At 42.3% G+C, this 17,648-nt stretch carries 15 protein-coding genes; 12 read left to right on the forward strand and 3 right to left on the reverse strand.

Going from position 1 to position 17,648, the window contains the following annotated elements; genetic code table 11:
* The first annotated feature begins 322 nt into the window (after nt 1-322).
* The 3 genes from MTBBW1_RS05875 to MTBBW1_RS05885 all read left to right on the forward strand — a co-directional run bounded on the left by MTBBW1_RS05875 (nt 323) and on the right by MTBBW1_RS05885 (nt 2,606).
* Nucleotides 323-1,078, forward strand: a complete 756-nt coding sequence (locus MTBBW1_RS05875; protein WP_080800534.1) for a DUF6125 family protein — start codon at nt 323-325, stop codon at nt 1,076-1,078.
* Nucleotides 1,068-1,907 carry a dephospho-CoA kinase gene (gene coaE / locus MTBBW1_RS05880; protein ID WP_222423994.1) on the forward strand — a complete coding sequence of 280 codons (840 nt, stop codon included), beginning with the start codon at nt 1,068-1,070 and terminating at the stop codon, nt 1,905-1,907. The genes MTBBW1_RS05875 and coaE overlap by 11 nt, the downstream gene beginning before the upstream one ends.
* Nucleotides 1,908-1,985: 78 nt before the next feature.
* Nucleotides 1,986-2,606, forward strand: coding sequence for an NUDIX hydrolase (locus MTBBW1_RS05885; RefSeq protein WP_245809274.1), 621 nt, complete (start codon nt 1,986-1,988; stop codon nt 2,604-2,606).
* A 215-nt stretch (nt 2,607-2,821) separates the two neighbouring features.
* Here the strand turns inward: MTBBW1_RS05885 and MTBBW1_RS05890 are convergent, their stop codons facing one another.
* Nucleotides 2,822-4,585: a hypothetical protein gene (locus MTBBW1_RS05890; RefSeq protein ID WP_080800537.1), complete on the reverse strand. Its 1,764-nt coding sequence runs from the start codon at nt 4,583-4,585 to the stop codon at nt 2,822-2,824.
* Between the two features lie 808 nt (nt 4,586-5,393).
* Here MTBBW1_RS05890 and MTBBW1_RS05895 point away from each other — a divergent pair.
* The 8 genes from MTBBW1_RS05895 to MTBBW1_RS05925 all read left to right on the forward strand — a co-directional run bounded on the left by MTBBW1_RS05895 (nt 5,394) and on the right by MTBBW1_RS05925 (nt 13,812).
* Nucleotides 5,394-7,694 (forward strand): type I restriction-modification system subunit M, encoded by a 2,301-nt coding sequence (locus tag MTBBW1_RS05895; RefSeq protein WP_080800538.1) that lies wholly within the window; start codon nt 5,394-5,396, stop codon nt 7,692-7,694.
* Nucleotides 7,695-7,807: 113 nt separating this feature from the next.
* Nucleotides 7,808-8,152 carry a type II toxin-antitoxin system RelE/ParE family toxin gene (locus tag MTBBW1_RS05900; protein ID WP_080801126.1) on the forward strand — a complete coding sequence of 115 codons (345 nt, stop codon included), beginning with the start codon at nt 7,808-7,810 and terminating at the stop codon, nt 8,150-8,152.
* Nucleotides 8,153-8,155: 3 nt separating this feature from the next.
* Nucleotides 8,156-8,431, forward strand: coding sequence for a helix-turn-helix domain-containing protein (locus tag MTBBW1_RS05905; RefSeq protein WP_080800541.1), 276 nt, complete (start codon nt 8,156-8,158; stop codon nt 8,429-8,431).
* Between the two features lie 80 nt (nt 8,432-8,511).
* Nucleotides 8,512-9,855 (forward strand): restriction endonuclease subunit S, encoded by a 1,344-nt coding sequence (locus MTBBW1_RS05910; RefSeq protein WP_080800544.1) that lies wholly within the window; start codon nt 8,512-8,514, stop codon nt 9,853-9,855.
* The gene (locus MTBBW1_RS29005; protein ID WP_222423995.1) at nt 9,852-10,739 is read left to right on the forward strand and encodes a type I restriction endonuclease; all 888 of its coding nucleotides are present in this window, start codon (nt 9,852-9,854) and stop codon (nt 10,737-10,739) included. The genes MTBBW1_RS05910 and MTBBW1_RS29005 overlap by 4 nt, the downstream gene beginning before the upstream one ends.
* Nucleotides 10,736-11,347: a type I restriction enzyme subunit R domain-containing protein gene (locus MTBBW1_RS29010; protein WP_222423996.1), complete on the forward strand. Its 612-nt coding sequence runs from the start codon at nt 10,736-10,738 to the stop codon at nt 11,345-11,347. Before MTBBW1_RS29005 ends, MTBBW1_RS29010 begins: the two co-directional genes overlap by 4 nt.
* Nucleotides 11,348-11,576: 229 nt before the next feature.
* Complete coding sequence (locus tag MTBBW1_RS29015) at nt 11,577-11,870, forward strand: hypothetical protein (protein WP_222423997.1); 294 nt, start codon at nt 11,577-11,579, stop codon at nt 11,868-11,870.
* A gap of 94 nt (nt 11,871-11,964) precedes the next feature.
* A complete protein-coding gene (locus MTBBW1_RS05925) occupies nt 11,965-13,812 on the forward strand; it encodes a M48 family metallopeptidase (RefSeq protein ID WP_080800549.1) in 1,848 nt (615 codons plus the stop codon).
* 185 nt (nt 13,813-13,997) lie between these two features.
* Here MTBBW1_RS05925 and MTBBW1_RS05930 read toward each other — a convergent pair whose 3' ends face one another.
* Both MTBBW1_RS05930 and panB read right to left on the reverse strand, forming a co-directional pair.
* Entirely contained in the window at nt 13,998-14,906 is a 909-nt protein-coding gene (locus tag MTBBW1_RS05930; protein WP_080800551.1) for a Rossmann-like and DUF2520 domain-containing protein, read from the reverse strand.
* 136 nt (nt 14,907-15,042) lie between these two features.
* Nucleotides 15,043-15,834 carry a 3-methyl-2-oxobutanoate hydroxymethyltransferase gene (gene panB, locus MTBBW1_RS05935; protein WP_087881720.1) on the reverse strand — a complete coding sequence of 264 codons (792 nt, stop codon included), beginning with the start codon at nt 15,832-15,834 and terminating at the stop codon, nt 15,043-15,045.
* Nucleotides 15,835-16,199: 365 nt separating this feature from the next.
* Between panB and hisS the strand changes: the two genes are divergently transcribed.
* The gene (gene hisS, locus MTBBW1_RS05940) at nt 16,200-17,459 is read left to right on the forward strand and encodes a histidine--tRNA ligase (protein ID WP_080800557.1); all 1,260 of its coding nucleotides are present in this window, start codon (nt 16,200-16,202) and stop codon (nt 17,457-17,459) included.
* Nucleotides 17,460-17,648: the final 189 nt, after the last annotated feature.

The raw sequence follows: 17,648 nt of genomic DNA on the forward strand, positions 1-17,648 counted from the left end.
TATTCCAGATAATTAATTCTTCCGTTGTAAATGTTAGGAGTATGGCACGCAGTGACCGGGGGTGATTCTATTTGGGGCCACTTCCGTAGGGGTGCCCCTTGTGGGTACCCAAGGGCAACCACAAGGGATTGCCCCTACATATTACATGGCCGACGTTAGAACCAAGCCCCAGTGACCTTACAAGAAAGATATTTATCTGGAAATCTATAATTTGAAAAATATGATACGACTTTTGAAAAGTTAAAACGGTTAATATAAATCCCCAAAGCTCCCTGCCATAAACGGGTGGTTTTTGGGGATTTTTTATGAACAGGGGATAACAATGGAAAATAACAATATTAAAGATCAGATTGAACAGGCAGATAATGATCTTCTGGTTAAAATGGTGATGGATGCCTTTCACAGGACCATTGTTCATTACGGACAGTGGTTTGCCGAGGTTCAGCATCAGCTTGGCATGGAAAAGGCAATGGAAATTGAGAATATGGTCTGGGATTCAAGTTATCTTAATCAGGTGACACGCCTCTCCAAAACCCTTGGCTTTGATCTTGAAGATGGTATTCCTGCTGTATTGAAAAAATTGACTAAAGAAGAGTTATTGTCCCTAATTGAAAAACTTGGTGTAAACTGGCTTGCAAATGACGGGATCTGGTTTCAGGCTGTGGAAAACAGATATAACATGAATGATGCCAAACGCTGTAATGATACATGCTGGGGAAGATTTTCTCCTTTTGAGGCTTTCAGGATCAAAAAATTGCTCTGTTTGCCGGACAATGGCGGAATTCCGGCACTTAAAAAAGCCCTGGCATTCAGGATGTATGCTGCCATAAATAAGCAATCCATTGAGGATGTAAATGAAAACTGTATTATTTTCAGGATGAACGAGTGCAGGGTACAATCGGCCAGAAAACGAAGGGGTCTTGACGATTATCCCTGTAAATCCGGAGGAATGGTTGAGTACCCCACGTTTGCTGCAACCATTGACTCCAGGATAACCACCCGATGCATTGGGTGTCCCCCTGATGAACACCCTGATGAATGGTACTGTGCATGGGAATTTACACTTCATGAAAGCTGATTTTAACACTTTGCAAAATGAATATGAAAGCAGCCGTCGTATTTTTGATATCAATGGCGGAATCGTTGATATAAGTCGTCGTATCCGTATGTACGGCAGGCCGTGTCATGTTGGTCTTACCGGTGGAGTTGCAAGCGGAAAAACCACAGTTGCAGATATGTTTCATGACCTGGGAGCGCACCTTGTTGACTTTGATATTCTGGCAAGAGAGGTGGTACTCCCGGGTACAAAAGGACTTGCAGATGTTGTAAATGCATTTGGCAAATCAATCTTGCAGCCATGTGGAACTCTTGACCGTAAGGCTCTTTCAAAAATTGTCTTCCGGAATCCTGAAAAACGCAAAACTCTTGAAGCTATACTGCATCCAGCAATTTTTGAGCTTTTTGTCCATAAAGTGGACGCAATTGTCCATAAAGTGGACGCAATTGTCCATAAAGTGGATGCAATTGTCCATAAAGTGGATGCAATTGTCCATAAAGTACCTGCAATTGACCATAAGGAGCCTTCGGCCTTTGTTTTTGCTGTTATTCCGCTTTTGATCGAAATGAATTTACAGCATATGTTTGATAAAATCATAGTTGTGCATGTCTCTTCCGAGATACAGCTTCAACGCCTTATGCTCAGGGATAATATTGATGATAAAGAAGCATTGACCATAATGGCATCTCAGCTTCCCATTGATGAAAAATTAAAATATGCTGATTTTTCGGTTGATAATTCAGGCGGGCTTGAAAATAGCCGTCTGCAGGTAAAAAATATCTGGAAAGAACTTTCCTCTTCAAAATTCATGGCTGTTCAGGCACAACATGTTGTGTCTAAACAGCCATGATTGCGTATCAATCACCCACAAATATAAAAACGATATTCATTTTCATGGTAAAGAGTCAGAAGGAGATGGAAAAGATAAATGAAATCCAACATGACCATTATTGATAAGAAAAAAGTAACAGATTTCAATCACCTTAATCTTTTTAAGGTTAAATACCTTGACCGAAAAGGCACAGACAAATCATGGATATATGCATCACGCTCAGGCAAAGATTTAATAGAATCAGAATCAGGCAAAGATTCAATACAATCAGAAAACAGAGATCGTTCACTGCCTGATGCCGTGGTTGTTGTACCTTTTCATGTCAACAAGGAGAAACTTGTTCTTATCAGGGAGTTCAGGGTGCCCCTTGGGGATTACCAGTATGGATTTCCGGCAGGGCTTATGGATAAGGGGGAGACCATTGAAGATACAGCTTCAAGGGAACTTAGGGAAGAGACAGGGCTTGATCTTTTACGTGTTGTCAGGATAAGCCCGCCAATATACTCCTCGTCCGGCATGACTGATGAGTCAGTTTCCCTTGTATTTTCATTTTGCATGGGAACGCCTTCTGTAAAATGGAACGAGGATTCTGAAGATATCGAAGTTATTATGGTTTCTCAAAAGGAGGCACAAAAGCTTGTTAACGCTCCTGATCTTAAATTTGACGTAAAATCATGGATAGTTCTGTCAAATTTTGCGCAAACAGGGCTTTTGTAGATTTAAACACCCATGAGTTCAGATGCCTAATAACTACTCAAAAACGACACAAATGAGCTTTTGAAGCTTGTCAATACTGTCTGAATCAGGATACCCAGGATAATCAGGATTTACAGGATAAAAATCTTGAGAATCCTGTAAATCCTGGTTATCCTGATTCAGATAAATAGAATAAATGTTCAAAATACAATAAAATGTCAATTTTAAAAAAATAACTAAAGCTCTAACGAACGCAGTAAATTTGAGTCTTGAAAAACAGCTTTTACCTCACTTCTGAACGCTGAAAAACGACTGTATTTTGTGCTGTAATACTCTTTTGCAAGTGCCTGGGCTTTTGGTTTCTGATCCAACAGAATAAAACATTCCGACAGCGCTCCCAGAACTGATGCTGCTCTCTCATAGGCATTGCGGTGTTTATTGGAGACGATGTGATCAATCCGATCCTGCCCGATTGTTGTTGCCCATTCCCACATGTCGGCTTTATCTGCTTCATTTATTTGACATTGCTTTAAGCCCTTCAGAATCTCGTCGGACATGGATATACCGTTATTCTTTTTGTTGCGGTGCCTAAGATACGTACCAGATCCGTCAGCATAATGTTTTAAAAGCGTGTTGATTCTTGTTGCCTTATCTGATCTACCGCAAATAATATAAAGCACAGCACCAAAGACAAGTCCTGCATTTCCGGAAGACCACCCCACTTGACGATCTTTTTTCACGCTGTCATAGGCAGTGGTGATATCGCCTGAAACCAAAAGAAATTTTGCATAGATATTATTATCTGATCGGAAATTTGGGTTATCTGCTTTTTTTATGACATCCTTAAGATTTGCAAGCTCTTTCTCTCGGATTTTTTGCTTGTTTATCTCATCAACAAAATTAAGAAAATTTGTCTCACTGACAACTGAGATTAATTTTTCACGTTTCCCTGTAAGAATCAGGGATGAGTTTTCCAATTTCTCCCCGCAGAGAATCAGATAGTCGGCAGCTTGTTCCCGCAAGGAAGTGTTGGGCAGAACACTGAGAGATTCAAGTGCTGCCTGTGATGCGGCTTGCCATTGCTCTTCTTTGACAAGCAGTTGAGTCCAGTAAAGAAATCCAATAGGTTGTGCTGCACCCCATTTTTTTGCCAGAGCAGCCACACCCTTCGTGCCGTTTAAAAACGCCGAAACCTCAAGAGAAAGAGTGGCTGCTCTTCGGGATGTGTGCTTTTCCAGAGCAGTCAACCATTGTTTCAAAAAATCATCCTTCTCTTTCAGCTCCTCGGTTCCAGCATCCATGATATCCTGAAGCATGGGGAATTTTTCTTTTTCAATATTTAACGTTTCTTCGCTGATGGGCGCATATAGCTCTATGGCTTCCATAAACTCATTGATTCGCTCTTCCTTTTTTGCAGTATCATAAACGCAGCGACAATATCTTGCTCTGGACTCTCTTATATCAAATGAGCTTGTCATTTGAGACATATTATATTCCAGCTCACTAATATCTTCTAATAAATTAAATAATCTTGCATAGATATCACGGGCTAATACGAGCTCCCCATCCAGAAAAAGGTCTTCTGCCTGTTCAAAATAATAAATCACCTCCTTGCAGTCTTCTTCAGTAACGTAATCCGGCTCTTCTTCGTCGTCGTATTCATCTCGGTAGTATCCATAGCTATTATGACTCTCCTCATAGTCAATGTCATCCCAGTAGGAGCCGTCCTCGATACTCTCAATGCGTTCTTGTATTTTTTCATGCAGTCCTTCTATCTCACCAAAAATATCCTCTTTAATGGCCTCTGCTTCATCGGGTGAGATCTCTATTTCAACAGGGGAAATGGAATAGAGTTTGTCCAGAAACGTTTGACGACCATTCACGGGGACATCTTTTGCAAAATTAAGGATTGTGGTCATCAGCTCTTCCCTGGATAATTTAGAACAATGTGTTTCTATGGCTTGGATATAGGGTTTTAATGCTAATTTATTTTCTGTCATTTTAAGTTAATTCCTTCTATAGATTGTTTTACACCTAACCATTTTGCCTTTAACAGCAATGGCATTTTTTACAATGTACTCCTCTGCTACTCCAGCTTCTAAGAGTTTTGCAGCATATTGTCGATCGTTAATAAAATGATACCTATGATCTTTTGAAGCGTATCAATAGTGTCTGAATCAGGATGCCCAGGATAACCAGGATTTACAGGATAAAAATCTTGAACATTCTGTAAATCCTGGTTATCCTGATTCAGACAAATTCAATAAATGCCAAAAAGGTGTCGCTTTTGAGTAAATTGATTCGGCTCTCCCTTTTTTAAAACTTTCATCAGGGAATAACCCCACCAAAACGTCATGAGAGTAGAGACAAGGCAAGCCTTGTTTCTACTGCCACCCTCCACCGAATATGAAAATCTGTATCTATTTCCACGCTGAACCCTTTATTTTAGTGCAACTATCACACTAAAGGCAATTTTATATTATTCTCTTGCCTGAAATATGGAAAAATAGTGTTATTTAAAGGTTTCATTGTCGGGTAGCAAACACCTTTAAGCTTGCAATTATATATTGCAAAGTGCAATTTTTTTATAGTATTGTTCAATTAAACAATATTCATGGAGGTTACTGTCTGAGTCAGGATAACCAGGATAAAAAAGATTTTCAGGATAGTTGCTTAATCCTGCCTTATCCTGTTAATCCTGGCTATCCTGATTCAGACAGACTCACACAATTTAACATTGACGGAAATTAGAACCACCCCCGATTTGCAGTTTCATCAAAAAAATATAACAGATAACAGGCTTCTATAATGTCACAAACAACAAACAACCTTGCCGCATACATCTGGTCACTTGCTGACCTTCTTCGTGGAGATTTCAGACAGAGCCAATACGGACGGGTGATATTACCCTTTACACTTCTTCGACGACTTGAGGGCGTGCTGGAAGATAGCAAGCCTGCCGTGCTGGCAGCATATGAAAACATCAGAAAGATGAACCTGCCGGAAGAGGCACAGGAGAAGCTGCTCCTCAGGGAGACCAACGGCTTGTCATTCTTCAATATATCATTGATGGATCTTGGCAAGCTTGGTGAAGCCGGCATCAAGGAAAACCTTGAGTCTTACATCCAGGGGTACTCAAAAAGCGCCAGGGAGGTCTTCGAGTACTTCAGGTTCAGTGAGTATATCGGTCAGCTTGCTGACAATAATCTTCTCTATAAAATTGTGCAAAAAGTACGAGCCACAGATCTTTCTCCAAAGGCAATATCAAACTATGAGATGGGGCTTGTGTTCGAGGAGCTGATCAGGCGCTTTGCTGAAAGTTCCAATGATACTGCCGGTGAGCATTTCACACCCCGGGATATTGTGCGTCTTACAACCTCTCTGGTGTTCATGGAAGATGATGAGGCTCTGCAAAAGCCTGGCATTATAAGGACAATCTATGATCCCACAGCAGGTACAGGCGGCTTTCTCTCCTCCGGCATGGAATATGTGACAGAGATGAATCCCCAGGCTGTCATGCGGGCATATGGTCAGGAGCTGAATCCTGAAAGCTATGCCATCTGTAAAGCCGATATGATGATCAAGGGTCAGGAGATCAACAATATCAAGTTCGGCAATACCCTCTCAAATGACCAGCTCCATGCTGACAGGTTTGACTACATGCTCTCCAATCCCCCATTTGGCGTGGACTGGAAGAAGATCGAGAAGGAGATAAAGGATGAACATAACCTTAAGGGTTTTGATGGGCGGTTTGGCCCGAGTCTGCCTCGGGTTTCTGATGGTTCCCTTCTTTTTCTGATGCATCTTGTCAGCAAGATGCGGGATGCCTCAGATGGTGGCGGACGTATCGGTATCATCCTCAACGGCTCTCCGCTATTTACTGGTGGTGCAGGTTCCGGAGAATCAGAGATACGCCGCTACATCCTGGAAGCTGATCTGCTGGAAGCCATAGTGGCCCTGCCCACAGACATGTTCTACAACACCGGCATTGCCACCTACGTCTGGATTCTCTCAAACAAAAAAGCAGCTCCAAGAAAAGGCAAAGTTCAGCTCATTAACGGGATACACCTCTTTCACAAGATGCGCAAATCTCTTGGCTCTAAACGAAAGGAGATGGGAGATGAGGATATCCGCCTGATTACACGCACTTATGGCGACTTTGAGGTTATTGACAGCATGGAACTTGATAAACCGGCAGATGCAAAGAGCAGTCGAGGTCGTCAATCTGAAAACGGTAACGGTGATGCTCCCAAAACCTTCAGCAGCAAGATTTTTAAAAGCCATGAGTTCGGCTACAGGCGGATCACCATCGAACGGCCTTTGCGGATGTCATATCAGTTCAGTGATGAGAGAATCGAAGAGCTGCGATATGCCTCAAAGCCCCTCAATGCCCCGATGAAGTGGCTCCATGAGGAGTATGGGAAGCATTGGAGTGACAATAAGTATGGTGATATAAAAGAGTATGAGAAAGATATCCGCATCCATATCAAGAAGGAGTTCAGTGGCCTAAAGGAGAAGCAGATCAAGGAGCTTCTGAACCGAAAAAACTGGCTTCAGCAAAAGGAAATACTGGAAAAGGCCAGACTCCAGCAACAGAAGATCGGCATTGACCAGCATGATGATATGAACGGCTATGATGCTGCCGTAAAAGCAACCGGCATAAAGCTTGATGCCAGGGTAAAAAAGCAGATCACAGCAGCGGTGAGCTGGAAGAATCCTGATGCCGAGAAGATGATCAAGAAGGTGCATAAAAAGGGGACTGCCAATCCGATATACGGACTCTTCAATATGGGTGGCAAGGTTATTGAGTACCAGCCTGACGGTGATATTCGTGATCATGAAAATGTGCCGCTGGATCCATCACGCTCCGTCAATGAGGTGAATGAGGAGTATTTCATCAAAGAGGTTCAACCCCATGTGCCTGAAGCATGGATTGACAGCAGCAAGAAGGATGGCCAGGATGGTGAAATCGGTATTGTCGGGTATGAAATTCCTTTCAACCGCCATTTCTATGTGTATAAGCCACCTCGGGATCTTGCCGAGATTGATGCCGACCTTGATAAGGTGAGTGGTGAGATCATGCAGCTTCTGCGGGAGGTGCATTCGTGATGGGAACATGTGTCTTTTAGAACCAAGACTTTTGAGTTCAGCCTTTTCTACATTTTATGATACTTGACCAGCTTGACTTGTTCACATATATGTATACTTTAAATGCACTGCTTATGAAATCAATTTTATTTTACAAAACTAGCTCTGGAAAATGTCCAGTAGAAGAATATCTTGATACGTTAACTGATCAGCAAGTTGTTAAAATTACGTGGGTTTTAAAACTGATAAGAGAACGTCAAAATATTTCAAATCTGTATTTTAAAAAACTCGTCAATACGGATGACATTTGGGAGGTACGGGTCAGTTCAGGCAAAAATAATTTTCGTCTTTTAGGATTTATGGACGGCAATGAACTCGTTATTTTAACAAATTCTTTTCAAAAGAAAACTCAAAAAACTCCCAAAAAAGAAATCAGATTAGCTGAAAATAGAAAAGAGGACTATTTGAGTCGGAGGTAAATTATGGACGATCTGGATAAATACATTGAAAAAAGGAAAAAAAGCAGCCCTCAATTTGCACAAAATTTTGATGAAGGATATCAGCAATTTAAAATTGGAATTCTGCTCAAACAGGCTCGCTTAGATGCTGGTCTTACTCAGGAAGAAGTTGCTGTCAGGTTAAACACAAGAAAATCGGCTATCTCAAGAATTGAAAATCATGCTGATGATATCCGTCTTTCTACGCTTGTTAATTATGCGCAGGCTATAGGCAAAAGCCTTAAACTTGAAGTTGCCTAATAAATGTCAAAACCTCATAGAATTATTTTTTCAAACAGGGATGGCATGAATATGGAATTTCTGCGGGAGGTACAGGCGTGATGGAAGGGAGGTATCAGAGATATCCAGAGTATAAGGATTCGGGGGTGAAATGGTTTGGTAAAATCCCAATAGGTTGGCTTCCTTCTCGATTGAAGTATATCGCAAATATAAACATGGGCCAGTCACCTTCTTCAGATGACTGCAACAAAGATGGTAAAGGGAGGCCATTTCTTCAAGGAAATGCTGAGTTTGGTGTAGAATACCCGGAACCCCAGAATTACTGTGATGTGTCGAAGAAAGTAGCTAAAGTTGGAGATCTTCTCTTTTCAGTACGTGCTCCAGTAGGAGCGTTGAATATTGCTGATCAAGCTTATGGTATCGCTAGAGGACTATGCTCAATAGCTGTTTCTAATGAAATTTATCGTAGATATTTGTGGTGGCTTATTCCTACATTGAGAAAAGAGCTTGATACAGTATCAACTGGTAGCACCTTTGAAGCAGTAAGCGCTGAACAGATTAGGAATGTCATATGCTACTACCCTATTTTGGCTGACCAGCACCAAATCGCCAACTTCCTCGACCACGAAACCGCCAAAATCGACACCCTGATCGAAAAGCAGCAGCAGCTAATCTCCCTCCTCAAGGAAAAGCGTCAGGCAGTGATCAGCCATGCCGTGACCAAAGGGTTGAATCCCGATGCCCCGATGAAGGACTCCGGGCTTGAGTGGTTAGGGGAGGTGCCGGAGCATTGGGAGGTGAAATGTCTAAGACATATCGGCATATGTCAAAACGGGATTAATATTGGGGCGGAGTTCTTTGGTACAGGTTATCCTTTTGTTTCTTATAGTGATGTGTATAACAACAGAGTCTTACCGGAGAGTGTTAGCGGCTTAGTGCAGTCTAAGGACGCTGACTGGAACGCTTATTCAGTGAGGAGTGGAGATGTTTTTTTTACAAGAACATCTGAAACTATTGACGAAATAGGATTCGCATCAACATGTAAAAAAACTATCAATAAAGCAACGTTTGCTGGATTCCTGATACGGTTTAGACCCAATAGGGGAGAAATAGTTGATAAATTCTCAACCCATTATTTCGGGAACTCATTACTGCGGGCTTTCTTCATCAAAGAAATGAACTTGGTAACAAGAGCTTCTTTAAGCCAAGATCTACTGAAAAAACTACCTGTATTACTGCCACCGAGAGAGGAACAGATAGCTATAGCAGAGTATCTCGACGACAGGGTCAGGGTATATGCGGGGCTTATTACTAAATCACATCTAATGGTAGAACTACTTCAAGAACGCCGCACCGCCCTAATCTCCTCTGCCGTAACCGGCAAAATCGACGTCCGCAACTGGCAACCTCCCACCGATTCCATAACCGACAAGGATATCCAATGAATCCCCACGGTGATACCACCAAAGAATCCATCTTCCAGAATGACATAATCCGCCAGCTCTTGAATAACGGCTGGCTTCTTGGTAAGTCAGAGAATTACAATCGTGAGCTGGCGCTCTATTCCGATGATCTGCTTGCCTTTGTCAAAGAGACCCAGGACAACCAGTGGCAGAAATATTGCAAGATATACCCCAATAATCCGGAAAAGAAACTGCTGGAAAAGGTTGCTGCCCAGCTTGGTAAAGCAGATCCCAATGCAGCGGATTCCAGGATGCGCACCTTTGGGACTCTGGGAGTGCTGCGCCATGAGATCAGGGATCGCGGGATAAGATTCAGTCTCTGCCAGTTCAGACCCGAGCATGAACTTAATCCGGATACTCTAAAGCGATATCAGAAGAACAGACTGCGGGTAGTGCCGGAGCTTGTTTACAGCCCCTGGGCAACCGAGGAACACCTTGCTGTTACCGGCAGCAAATCAAAGGCATGGCGGATTGATCTGGTACTCTTTGTTAACGGTATCCCTGTTGTGACCATGGAATTGAAGTCGGAGTTCAAACAGGCTGTTGAAAATGCCATCAAACAGTACAAGACCACCCGCTTTCCGGTCGATCCCGAGACAAGGAAACCTGAACCCCTCTTGACATTCAAGCGTGGCGCCCTGGTTCATTTTGCAGTAAGCCAGTACGAAGTGTTTATGACCACAAGGCTTCAGGGAGCTGAAACCTTCTTCCTGCCTTTTAATGAAGGAACCAAAGATGGTGGTGCCGGAAATGACATTCCTGAAAATATCAACAGCTATGCCACAGAATATCTGTGGAATGAGGTGCTTCTGCCCGATAACCTGCTGACTATCCCAACTACAAGGTTGCCTATAATCTGGCCATGAAGATCGGGGCAGCAGATCAAGAGGTGGAGAGGAAAAAGGCCAGGGTGAAATTGAACCAGTGGTTTCGGCTGCATGATTATAACATCGCACAGAAGGTACAGGTGATTATTGAGCATTTTCGGGATAATGTCATGGGACTTCTTGGTGGACAGGCAAAGGCTATGGTGGTTACAAGTTCAAGAAAAGAGGCTGTACGCTACAAGCTGGGATTTGAGACATACATTGCCGACAAGGGCTACAGAGACATATACGCACTGGTGGCCTTTTCAGGTGAGGTGGAATTTACTGAAAATGATCCAAATGTTGGCAACCTGCTGGGGGAAAAGTTTACAGAGACCAGCTCAAACATGAATCCCAAACTTAAGGGCAGAGATATCCGAAAAGCCTTTGATACAGATGAATACCAGGTGATGATTGTTGCCAACAAGTTTCAGACCGGCTTTGACCAGCCCAAGCTCTGTGCCATGTATGTTGACAAGAAACTTGGTGGAGTGGAGTGTGTACAGACTCTGTCTCGGCTGAATCGAACCTATGCCGGCAAGGAGACCACAGGTACATTTATTGGCATCCTTCATTTGAACCCAAAAATACTTTACACTTTTTTGTGAGAAATTCCTGCCACACAGAGTTTTCTCTCCGGAAAGTGTAAACTGGGAAATGAAGCATGCCCATTTATTCTTGATTTCTTCAACGATCCTGATGATATTCTCAATGCCTTTAAGCCTTATTACCAGACAGCCGAGCTTGCGGATGTCTCTAATCCTGACATGATATTTGATCTTTTTGACAAGCTGCGGGGAAGTGGTATTTTCCTCTGGCAGGAGGTGGAAGAGTTCTGTGATACCTATTTTACCAAAAGTAAAAGCAATGCAGCCATATACTGTCAGGGACAAGGTTCTGGAGAATAAAGTTGTGATGACCCAGATTGCCAATAACTCGCCGGAGCAGGCAATGATAGGGGATTTTCCAAAAGCCGTTGATGATGCCATCTTTAGCAGCCATGAAGCTCATAAGGAGCAGATGATGCAACTGCTGTCTGACCCCAAAAAGGCTGAAGAGTTTGCAAGGGTGGTTTTTGATATGTTGCAAGATGCAGAAGTGATTCAGACAAATGGCCGAAACTATAACTAACCCTTAGATTCTTATTTCTGATTTTCGTGTTCTTTTGGCAAGAGAATCAGAAAACCTCTTTGGCTCTGGCTTGTCCAGGTTAGGAAACACATATATGTTTACAAATTTTATCTATTTTCTCATTGCACTGATTCTCTACTCCACAAGTGCCTTTTCAGGTGTTTCAGAGCATATGCCTGCATCTCCATTCAAGACATTTTTATGGGCAGTTGCACTTATGTTCATATTTGCGGGAATTTGCAGAACCTCTTTTCAGCGCCTGCTTAAAAAGGCAAGTGTATCAATGGCAGCCGACATCGTTATTGATCACAATCTTGAAAAATCCCTTTCCCGCCTCTCAATTCTTGCGCTTTGTCTGTTTGCCTTTGATCTCTACATTCTAAGGCTTAACATGCTGCTGGATGATGTGTGGATTTTCAGGATTTTTCCAACCCTTGAAGCAATTATATTTATCTCTCTTTTTCTTTTCTATCTTGTGATTGTCTGGAATTATGCATGGAGTATTCAGAAACGATTTTTTTCAGATCATGTTTCCAAAAAAGAATATATTATTTCCAATATATCCTTTGCACTGCCTGCCTTGCTGCCCTGGTTTCTTCTCTCTTTAACTGCTGATATAATTGAACTTGTTCCATTTGAACAACCTAAAGGTTTTCTTGCAACTCCCCAGGGTGAGATCTGTTATCTCCTCATTTTTCTTGTTGCAGTGGCCTGTTTGGGACCTCTTCTTATCCAGAAAATATGGGGATGCAAACCCCTTGAACAAGGACCTGCAAGAGCGCGCATGGAAGCCCTTTGCAGAAGAGCTGGTCTTGCATATGCAGATATCCTCAAATGGGAGCTTTTCGGCGGAACAATGATAACTGCCGGAGTGATGGGACTCTGGGGCAGATTTCGATATATCCTTGTGACACCTGCACTGTTAAAATCCCTTGAGCCTGAGGAGATTGATGCAGTTATTGTCCATGAGATTGGCCATATTCAACAGAAGCATATTCATTTTTATCTTCTCTTTTTTGCAGGATACATAGCTTGTATATATGCTCTTTTCGATCCCATGATTCTTATCTATTACTCTGAACCTCTTATCAAACTCATTGCTTTTTCCGGCATGGATCATGAGACCGGTGTTACCATTATGTTGAGCTTTATTCTTATCACCCTTTTTCTCCTCTATTTCCGGTATGTTTTTGGATTTTACATGAGAAATTTTGAGCGGCAGGCAGACATTCATGTTTACCGCTACCTGCCTGATGCAACTGCCATGATCAGAACCTTTTATAAAATTGCCGGATTCAGTAAAAGTGCATGGGACAAACCCAACTGGCATCATTTCAGTATCAGGGAGAGGGTAAATTTCCTTAACCAGTGTGAGCGTGACCCTCAAACAATTGAAAATCACCACAAAAAAGTTAAATGGATGGTACAAGGGTATATTGCGCTTATTGTCATGGTCTGTTTTGCAGGGTATCATTTTAATTTTGGCAATGGCAGGGAGCATCTTGATAGGATGATTGCAGAGAGGATTCTTGCAGAGCAGCTTGAACGGGCACCTGACAACATTGAGGTGCTTTTGCTTGCCGGAGATTACTACTATGATGCAGGTCTTTTTGAGCGCTCCATTGAGTACTATGGAAGGAGTATTCAGCAAGATCCATTTAACAGCCACGCCCTTAACAACCTGGCATGGCTTTATGCCACCTGTCCTGATTCTGCATATCAAGATCATAAAAAAGCTTTGCAGCTTGCCACCCGTGCATTGAAGCAGGATCTCTCTCCACATGTTCTTGATACCTATGCTGAAGCCTGTTTTCTAAATGGGCTTTTCAAAGAGGCTGTGGATGCATCAAGGGAGGCGTTAAAGAGGGCTGAAGATCGGCATGAATACTACAAGAAACAGGTTGAGAGATTTGAGAGGCAAATGGGGGCAAAGGGGATATAAACTCAAAGTCGACACCTATGATCTTGTAAGCTTTGTCAATACTGTCTGAATCAGGATACCCAAGATTAACAAAGATAAGGCAGGATTATCTATCCTGAACATCCTATTCATCCTGATTCAGACAAATGCAATCACTGCTAAAAAAAGCAATAAAATGTCGATTTTGAGAATATAACGTAGATTTATTAATTCTTTGTTGAGTTGTCTGATGTGTATTTATTAAATATTGTTTTCATACTGGTTATAACTTTCGGGTCAAGGTTCCCCTGTTTTTTTGCAAGTTCAAGTGCAGAAAGCCCAAGCACGCTGTAAAGCATTGAAAAGTCATGGGATAGATCATCAATTTTCTTGAGGTGGTTCTCCACAATACCAACATCTCCACGGGCAACAGGTCCTGTTAGTGCAGAAGAACTTCCTCTGTTTTTGATATTGCTAAGCGTGCCATGTATGAGTGGTTCAAGTATCTCATATGCCTTTTTTTCTTCAAGTCCAACTTCATGCAAAAGTTGAAGTGCAAAATGTTCCAGGGTTACAAGATAATTGGATGCCACAACTGCTGCTGCATGGTAGAGAGTCTTGGCTTTGGTGGGAATAGAAAAGGGCTTTGCACCAAGTTCCTCTATCATTTTATGGCCTGACTTAACTGCTTGTTCATCCCCTTCAAGGGAGATATTAACGCCCTTGAAGGGAGAGGGTTGACCATGTTTATAAGGGGCAAAACTCTGGAGAGGATGAATGGAGCCTGTTATTGCGCCTTGTGCCGCTGCTTTTTGAAGGATTGCAGAGGATATGGCACCGCTGCAGTGGTAAAAAATTTTACCATCAAGTCTTTTTTGACACAGGCCATCAGCAAGTTCCGAGCAGACTGTTTCAATGAGGTTATCCGGGGTTGTAATAAATATTATATCTCCTGCCATGACAGCATCACATGGATCGTTAAAAACAGTTCCCTGGCCAGATGCCGTTGCTGTTTTTTTTGCTGATTCAGATGTTCTGCTTGCAAGTCCGGCAATCTTGTAACCTGCCAAACCGAGATAAACGGCAAGAGCTGTTCCCACCCTTCCACAACCAATTATTGATATTTTGGGTTTCATTTTTTGCTACCATTTTTGTTCAGTTTGCTCTTTGGGCATCATGTTTTGTTGACAGATTTCCCCTCCAGCCTGTTTTTACCGTGAAAATGACTATCATTTTTATATTTGGGGGTGATTGATATGCAATCATGCCCGTTTACTTGTATTCATATTCAGGAGATGGAAATGTCCCGTTTTTCACATCATCAACATACTGTTTCAGGCCATTTATGGCAATCTCGTTTATATCAGCATATTTTTTGACAAATTTGGGTAATGTTCTGTTGTTAATCCCAAGCATGTCATGGAGTACAAGGATTTGTCCGTCACATTCGGCACCAGCACCTATGCCTATGGTGGGAATGTGAAGTCTCTGTGTGATTTTGGAAGCAATTGAAGATGGAATTCCCTCCAGAACCACTGAAAACGCACCTGCTTCCTGTACTTTGATGGCATCTGCCATAAGTCTCTCCTCATCCCGCTGAACCCTGAATCCACCCATCTGATGAACAGACTGTGGTGTCAATCCAATGTGAGCCTGAACCGGAATTCCAGCGGATGTCATGGCATGAATCATATCAGAGACAGCGGCACCACCTTCAAGCTTCACAGCCGAGGCTCCAGCCTCTTTCATGAATCGTCCTGCATTATTCAGGGCCTGCTCAAGTGATGATTGATAGGACATAAACGGCATATCACCCACTACCATTGCACGGGATGTACCCCGAACAACCATTGATGTGTGGTAAATCATCTCATCCATGGTGACGGGCAGGGTTGTCTCTCTGCCCTGAACCACCATGCCCAGGGAATCTCCAACAAGTATTATATCAATACCCGATGAATCGACCATGCCGGCAAAGGGATAGTCATAGGCTGTCAGTGCAGTTATTTTCTTTTTTTCCTGCTTCATCTTTAAAAGATATGATGTTGTTACTTTACTCATGATTATACCCTGTGCCCCCTTTTTTTTTATATATTTTGATCATACAAGAACCAAAGGCTCTCTTTTTTATGCTTTAACATCTCTTGGTATGATCTTCAACCCAAATTGTGGAACCCCGTATAATTCACCTTTGCGCTCTGCTTGCATCTTCTGTTCAGTGCAGATGCGGATGTCGTTTCTGAATTTGACAGTATTTAGACGAAAATCAGATTGAGAAGCCTTTATTATTGACAACTCTTCAGTAATTTAATCAGAAATTTAGTTATTGACTACAGTATGGTTAGACAGGTATAAATAAAGTTTATTTTTAAAGAATCAGGAATATGGTCAAGGTTGCTGGCCGTTAAGTTAGGAGAAAAAGATAAGAGATGATACAAACCATCCGAGGTTTCAGAGATATATTACCCAAAGATACTGCTCTTTGGCAACACATTGAAAAAACAGCCTCAGAGCTGTTTGAAAATTTTGGGTTTCAGGAAATACGTATTCCCATAATGGAGAAGACAGAGCTTTTTGCACGCAGCATTGGTGAGGCAACAGATATAGTTGAAAAGGAGATGTACACATTTCCGGACAGAAAAGGGGATAAACTGACCCTTAGGCCAGAAGCCACAGCATCGGTTGTCCGTTCCTATATACAGCATAAGATGCATACATCTGACCCTGTGCAGAAGCTTTATACAATAGGCCCTATGTTTAGAAGAGAGCGCCCCCAGAAGGGAAGATACCGTCAGTTTTATCAGATTAATGCCGAGGTGTTCGGTATTGCAGCTCCTTACATTGATGCACAGCTTATACTTATTCTCAATGAACTTTTCAGGCGCCTTGGTCTTTCTGACCTTAAAGCGCATGTTAATTCACTTGGATGTCCTGCTTGCAGGCCGGATTTTCAGAAAGCACTGCTTGAGTTTCTATCTGATAAAAAAGATGAACTTTGTGAAAACTGCATAAGGAGAATGGATAAAAATCCCCTTAGAACCCTTGACTGCAAGGTGCCTAAATGCAGGGAGGCTTTAAAAGATGCACCTTCGACCCTTGGACATCTTTGCAGTGAGTGTGAAGAACATTTTGGAACTGTACAGAGGGCATTGAAACAGCAGAATGTTGAATTTGTTGTGGATAAAACCCTTGTAAGAGGGCTGGATTATTACTCCAGAACAACCTTTGAAATTTTGACAACTGCGTTGGGAGCACAGAGTGCCGTGGCCGGCGGAGGTCGGTATGATGCACTGATTAAAGAACTTGACGGCCCTGAAATGCCTGGAATAGGATTTGCCATAGGTTTAGACAGGCTTGCAGAAATTGTTGAGCAGCTTGAAAAAAAATATACAGCAATGCCTCCTGATCTATTTATTATTCCTCTTGGAGATAGGGCAACCGAGTATGGATATCTGTGGTCATCTGCCTTGAGTATTGCAGGTGTAAAAACTGAGATGGACTTCAGTGGCAGGAGCCTGAAAAGCCTTATGAAAAGAGCTGATAAGCTCAATGCAGGTCATGTGCTTATTGCCGGTGACAAGGAAATTGATGAAAATGCCCTTGTTTTAAGAGACATGGCAACCAGGGAACAGCATGACATTTCAATGGATAACCCTGTAGAACAGATTGTTGCAATACTTAGAAAATAAAATACGGCATGCTTCATTTACCGGTTTACACTTTCTGGGACACATGTCCATTTATCGGGAAGTTCCATCAAAAAAGTGTAAACTACTTTTGGGATGATATGAAGGATGCCTAAAATACTTACCCGAAATTTTTATAATGACTATAGACTTCCAGAAAAATAGTCTTTTTATAGGGGCACGGTGTGCCGG

The sequence above is a fragment of the Desulfamplus magnetovallimortis genome, from assembly GCF_900170035.1.
In the GTDB taxonomy this organism is placed as follows: domain Bacteria; phylum Desulfobacterota; class Desulfobacteria; order Desulfobacterales; family Desulfobacteraceae; genus Desulfamplus; species Desulfamplus magnetovallimortis.

Excerpts from the sequence above, each read along its gene's own strand:
- MTBBW1_RS05875 (WP_080800534.1), top strand. The coding sequence starts at position 323 with ATGGAAAATAACAATATTAAAGATCAGATTGAACAGGCAGATAATGAT.
- coaE (WP_222423994.1), top strand. The coding sequence starts at position 1,068 with ATGAAAGCTGATTTTAACACTTTGCAAAATGAATATGAAAGCAGCCGT.
- MTBBW1_RS05885 (WP_245809274.1), top strand. The coding sequence starts at position 1,986 with ATGAAATCCAACATGACCATTATTGATAAGAAAAAAGTAACAGATTTC.
- MTBBW1_RS05890 (WP_080800537.1), bottom strand. The coding sequence starts at position 4,585 with ATGACAGAAAATAAATTAGCATTAAAACCCTATATCCAAGCCATAGAA.
- MTBBW1_RS05895 (WP_080800538.1), top strand. The coding sequence starts at position 5,394 with ATGTCACAAACAACAAACAACCTTGCCGCATACATCTGGTCACTTGCT.
- MTBBW1_RS05900 (WP_080801126.1), top strand. The coding sequence starts at position 7,808 with ATGAAATCAATTTTATTTTACAAAACTAGCTCTGGAAAATGTCCAGTA.
- MTBBW1_RS05905 (WP_080800541.1), top strand. The coding sequence starts at position 8,156 with ATGGACGATCTGGATAAATACATTGAAAAAAGGAAAAAAAGCAGCCCT.
- MTBBW1_RS05910 (WP_080800544.1), top strand. The coding sequence starts at position 8,512 with ATGGAAGGGAGGTATCAGAGATATCCAGAGTATAAGGATTCGGGGGTG.
- MTBBW1_RS29005 (WP_222423995.1), top strand. The coding sequence starts at position 9,852 with ATGAATCCCCACGGTGATACCACCAAAGAATCCATCTTCCAGAATGAC.
- MTBBW1_RS29010 (WP_222423996.1), top strand. The coding sequence starts at position 10,736 with ATGAAGATCGGGGCAGCAGATCAAGAGGTGGAGAGGAAAAAGGCCAGG.
- MTBBW1_RS05925 (WP_080800549.1), top strand. The coding sequence starts at position 11,965 with ATGTTTACAAATTTTATCTATTTTCTCATTGCACTGATTCTCTACTCC.
- MTBBW1_RS05930 (WP_080800551.1), bottom strand. The coding sequence starts at position 14,906 with ATGAAACCCAAAATATCAATAATTGGTTGTGGAAGGGTGGGAACAGCT.
- hisS (WP_080800557.1), top strand. The coding sequence starts at position 16,200 with ATGATACAAACCATCCGAGGTTTCAGAGATATATTACCCAAAGATACT.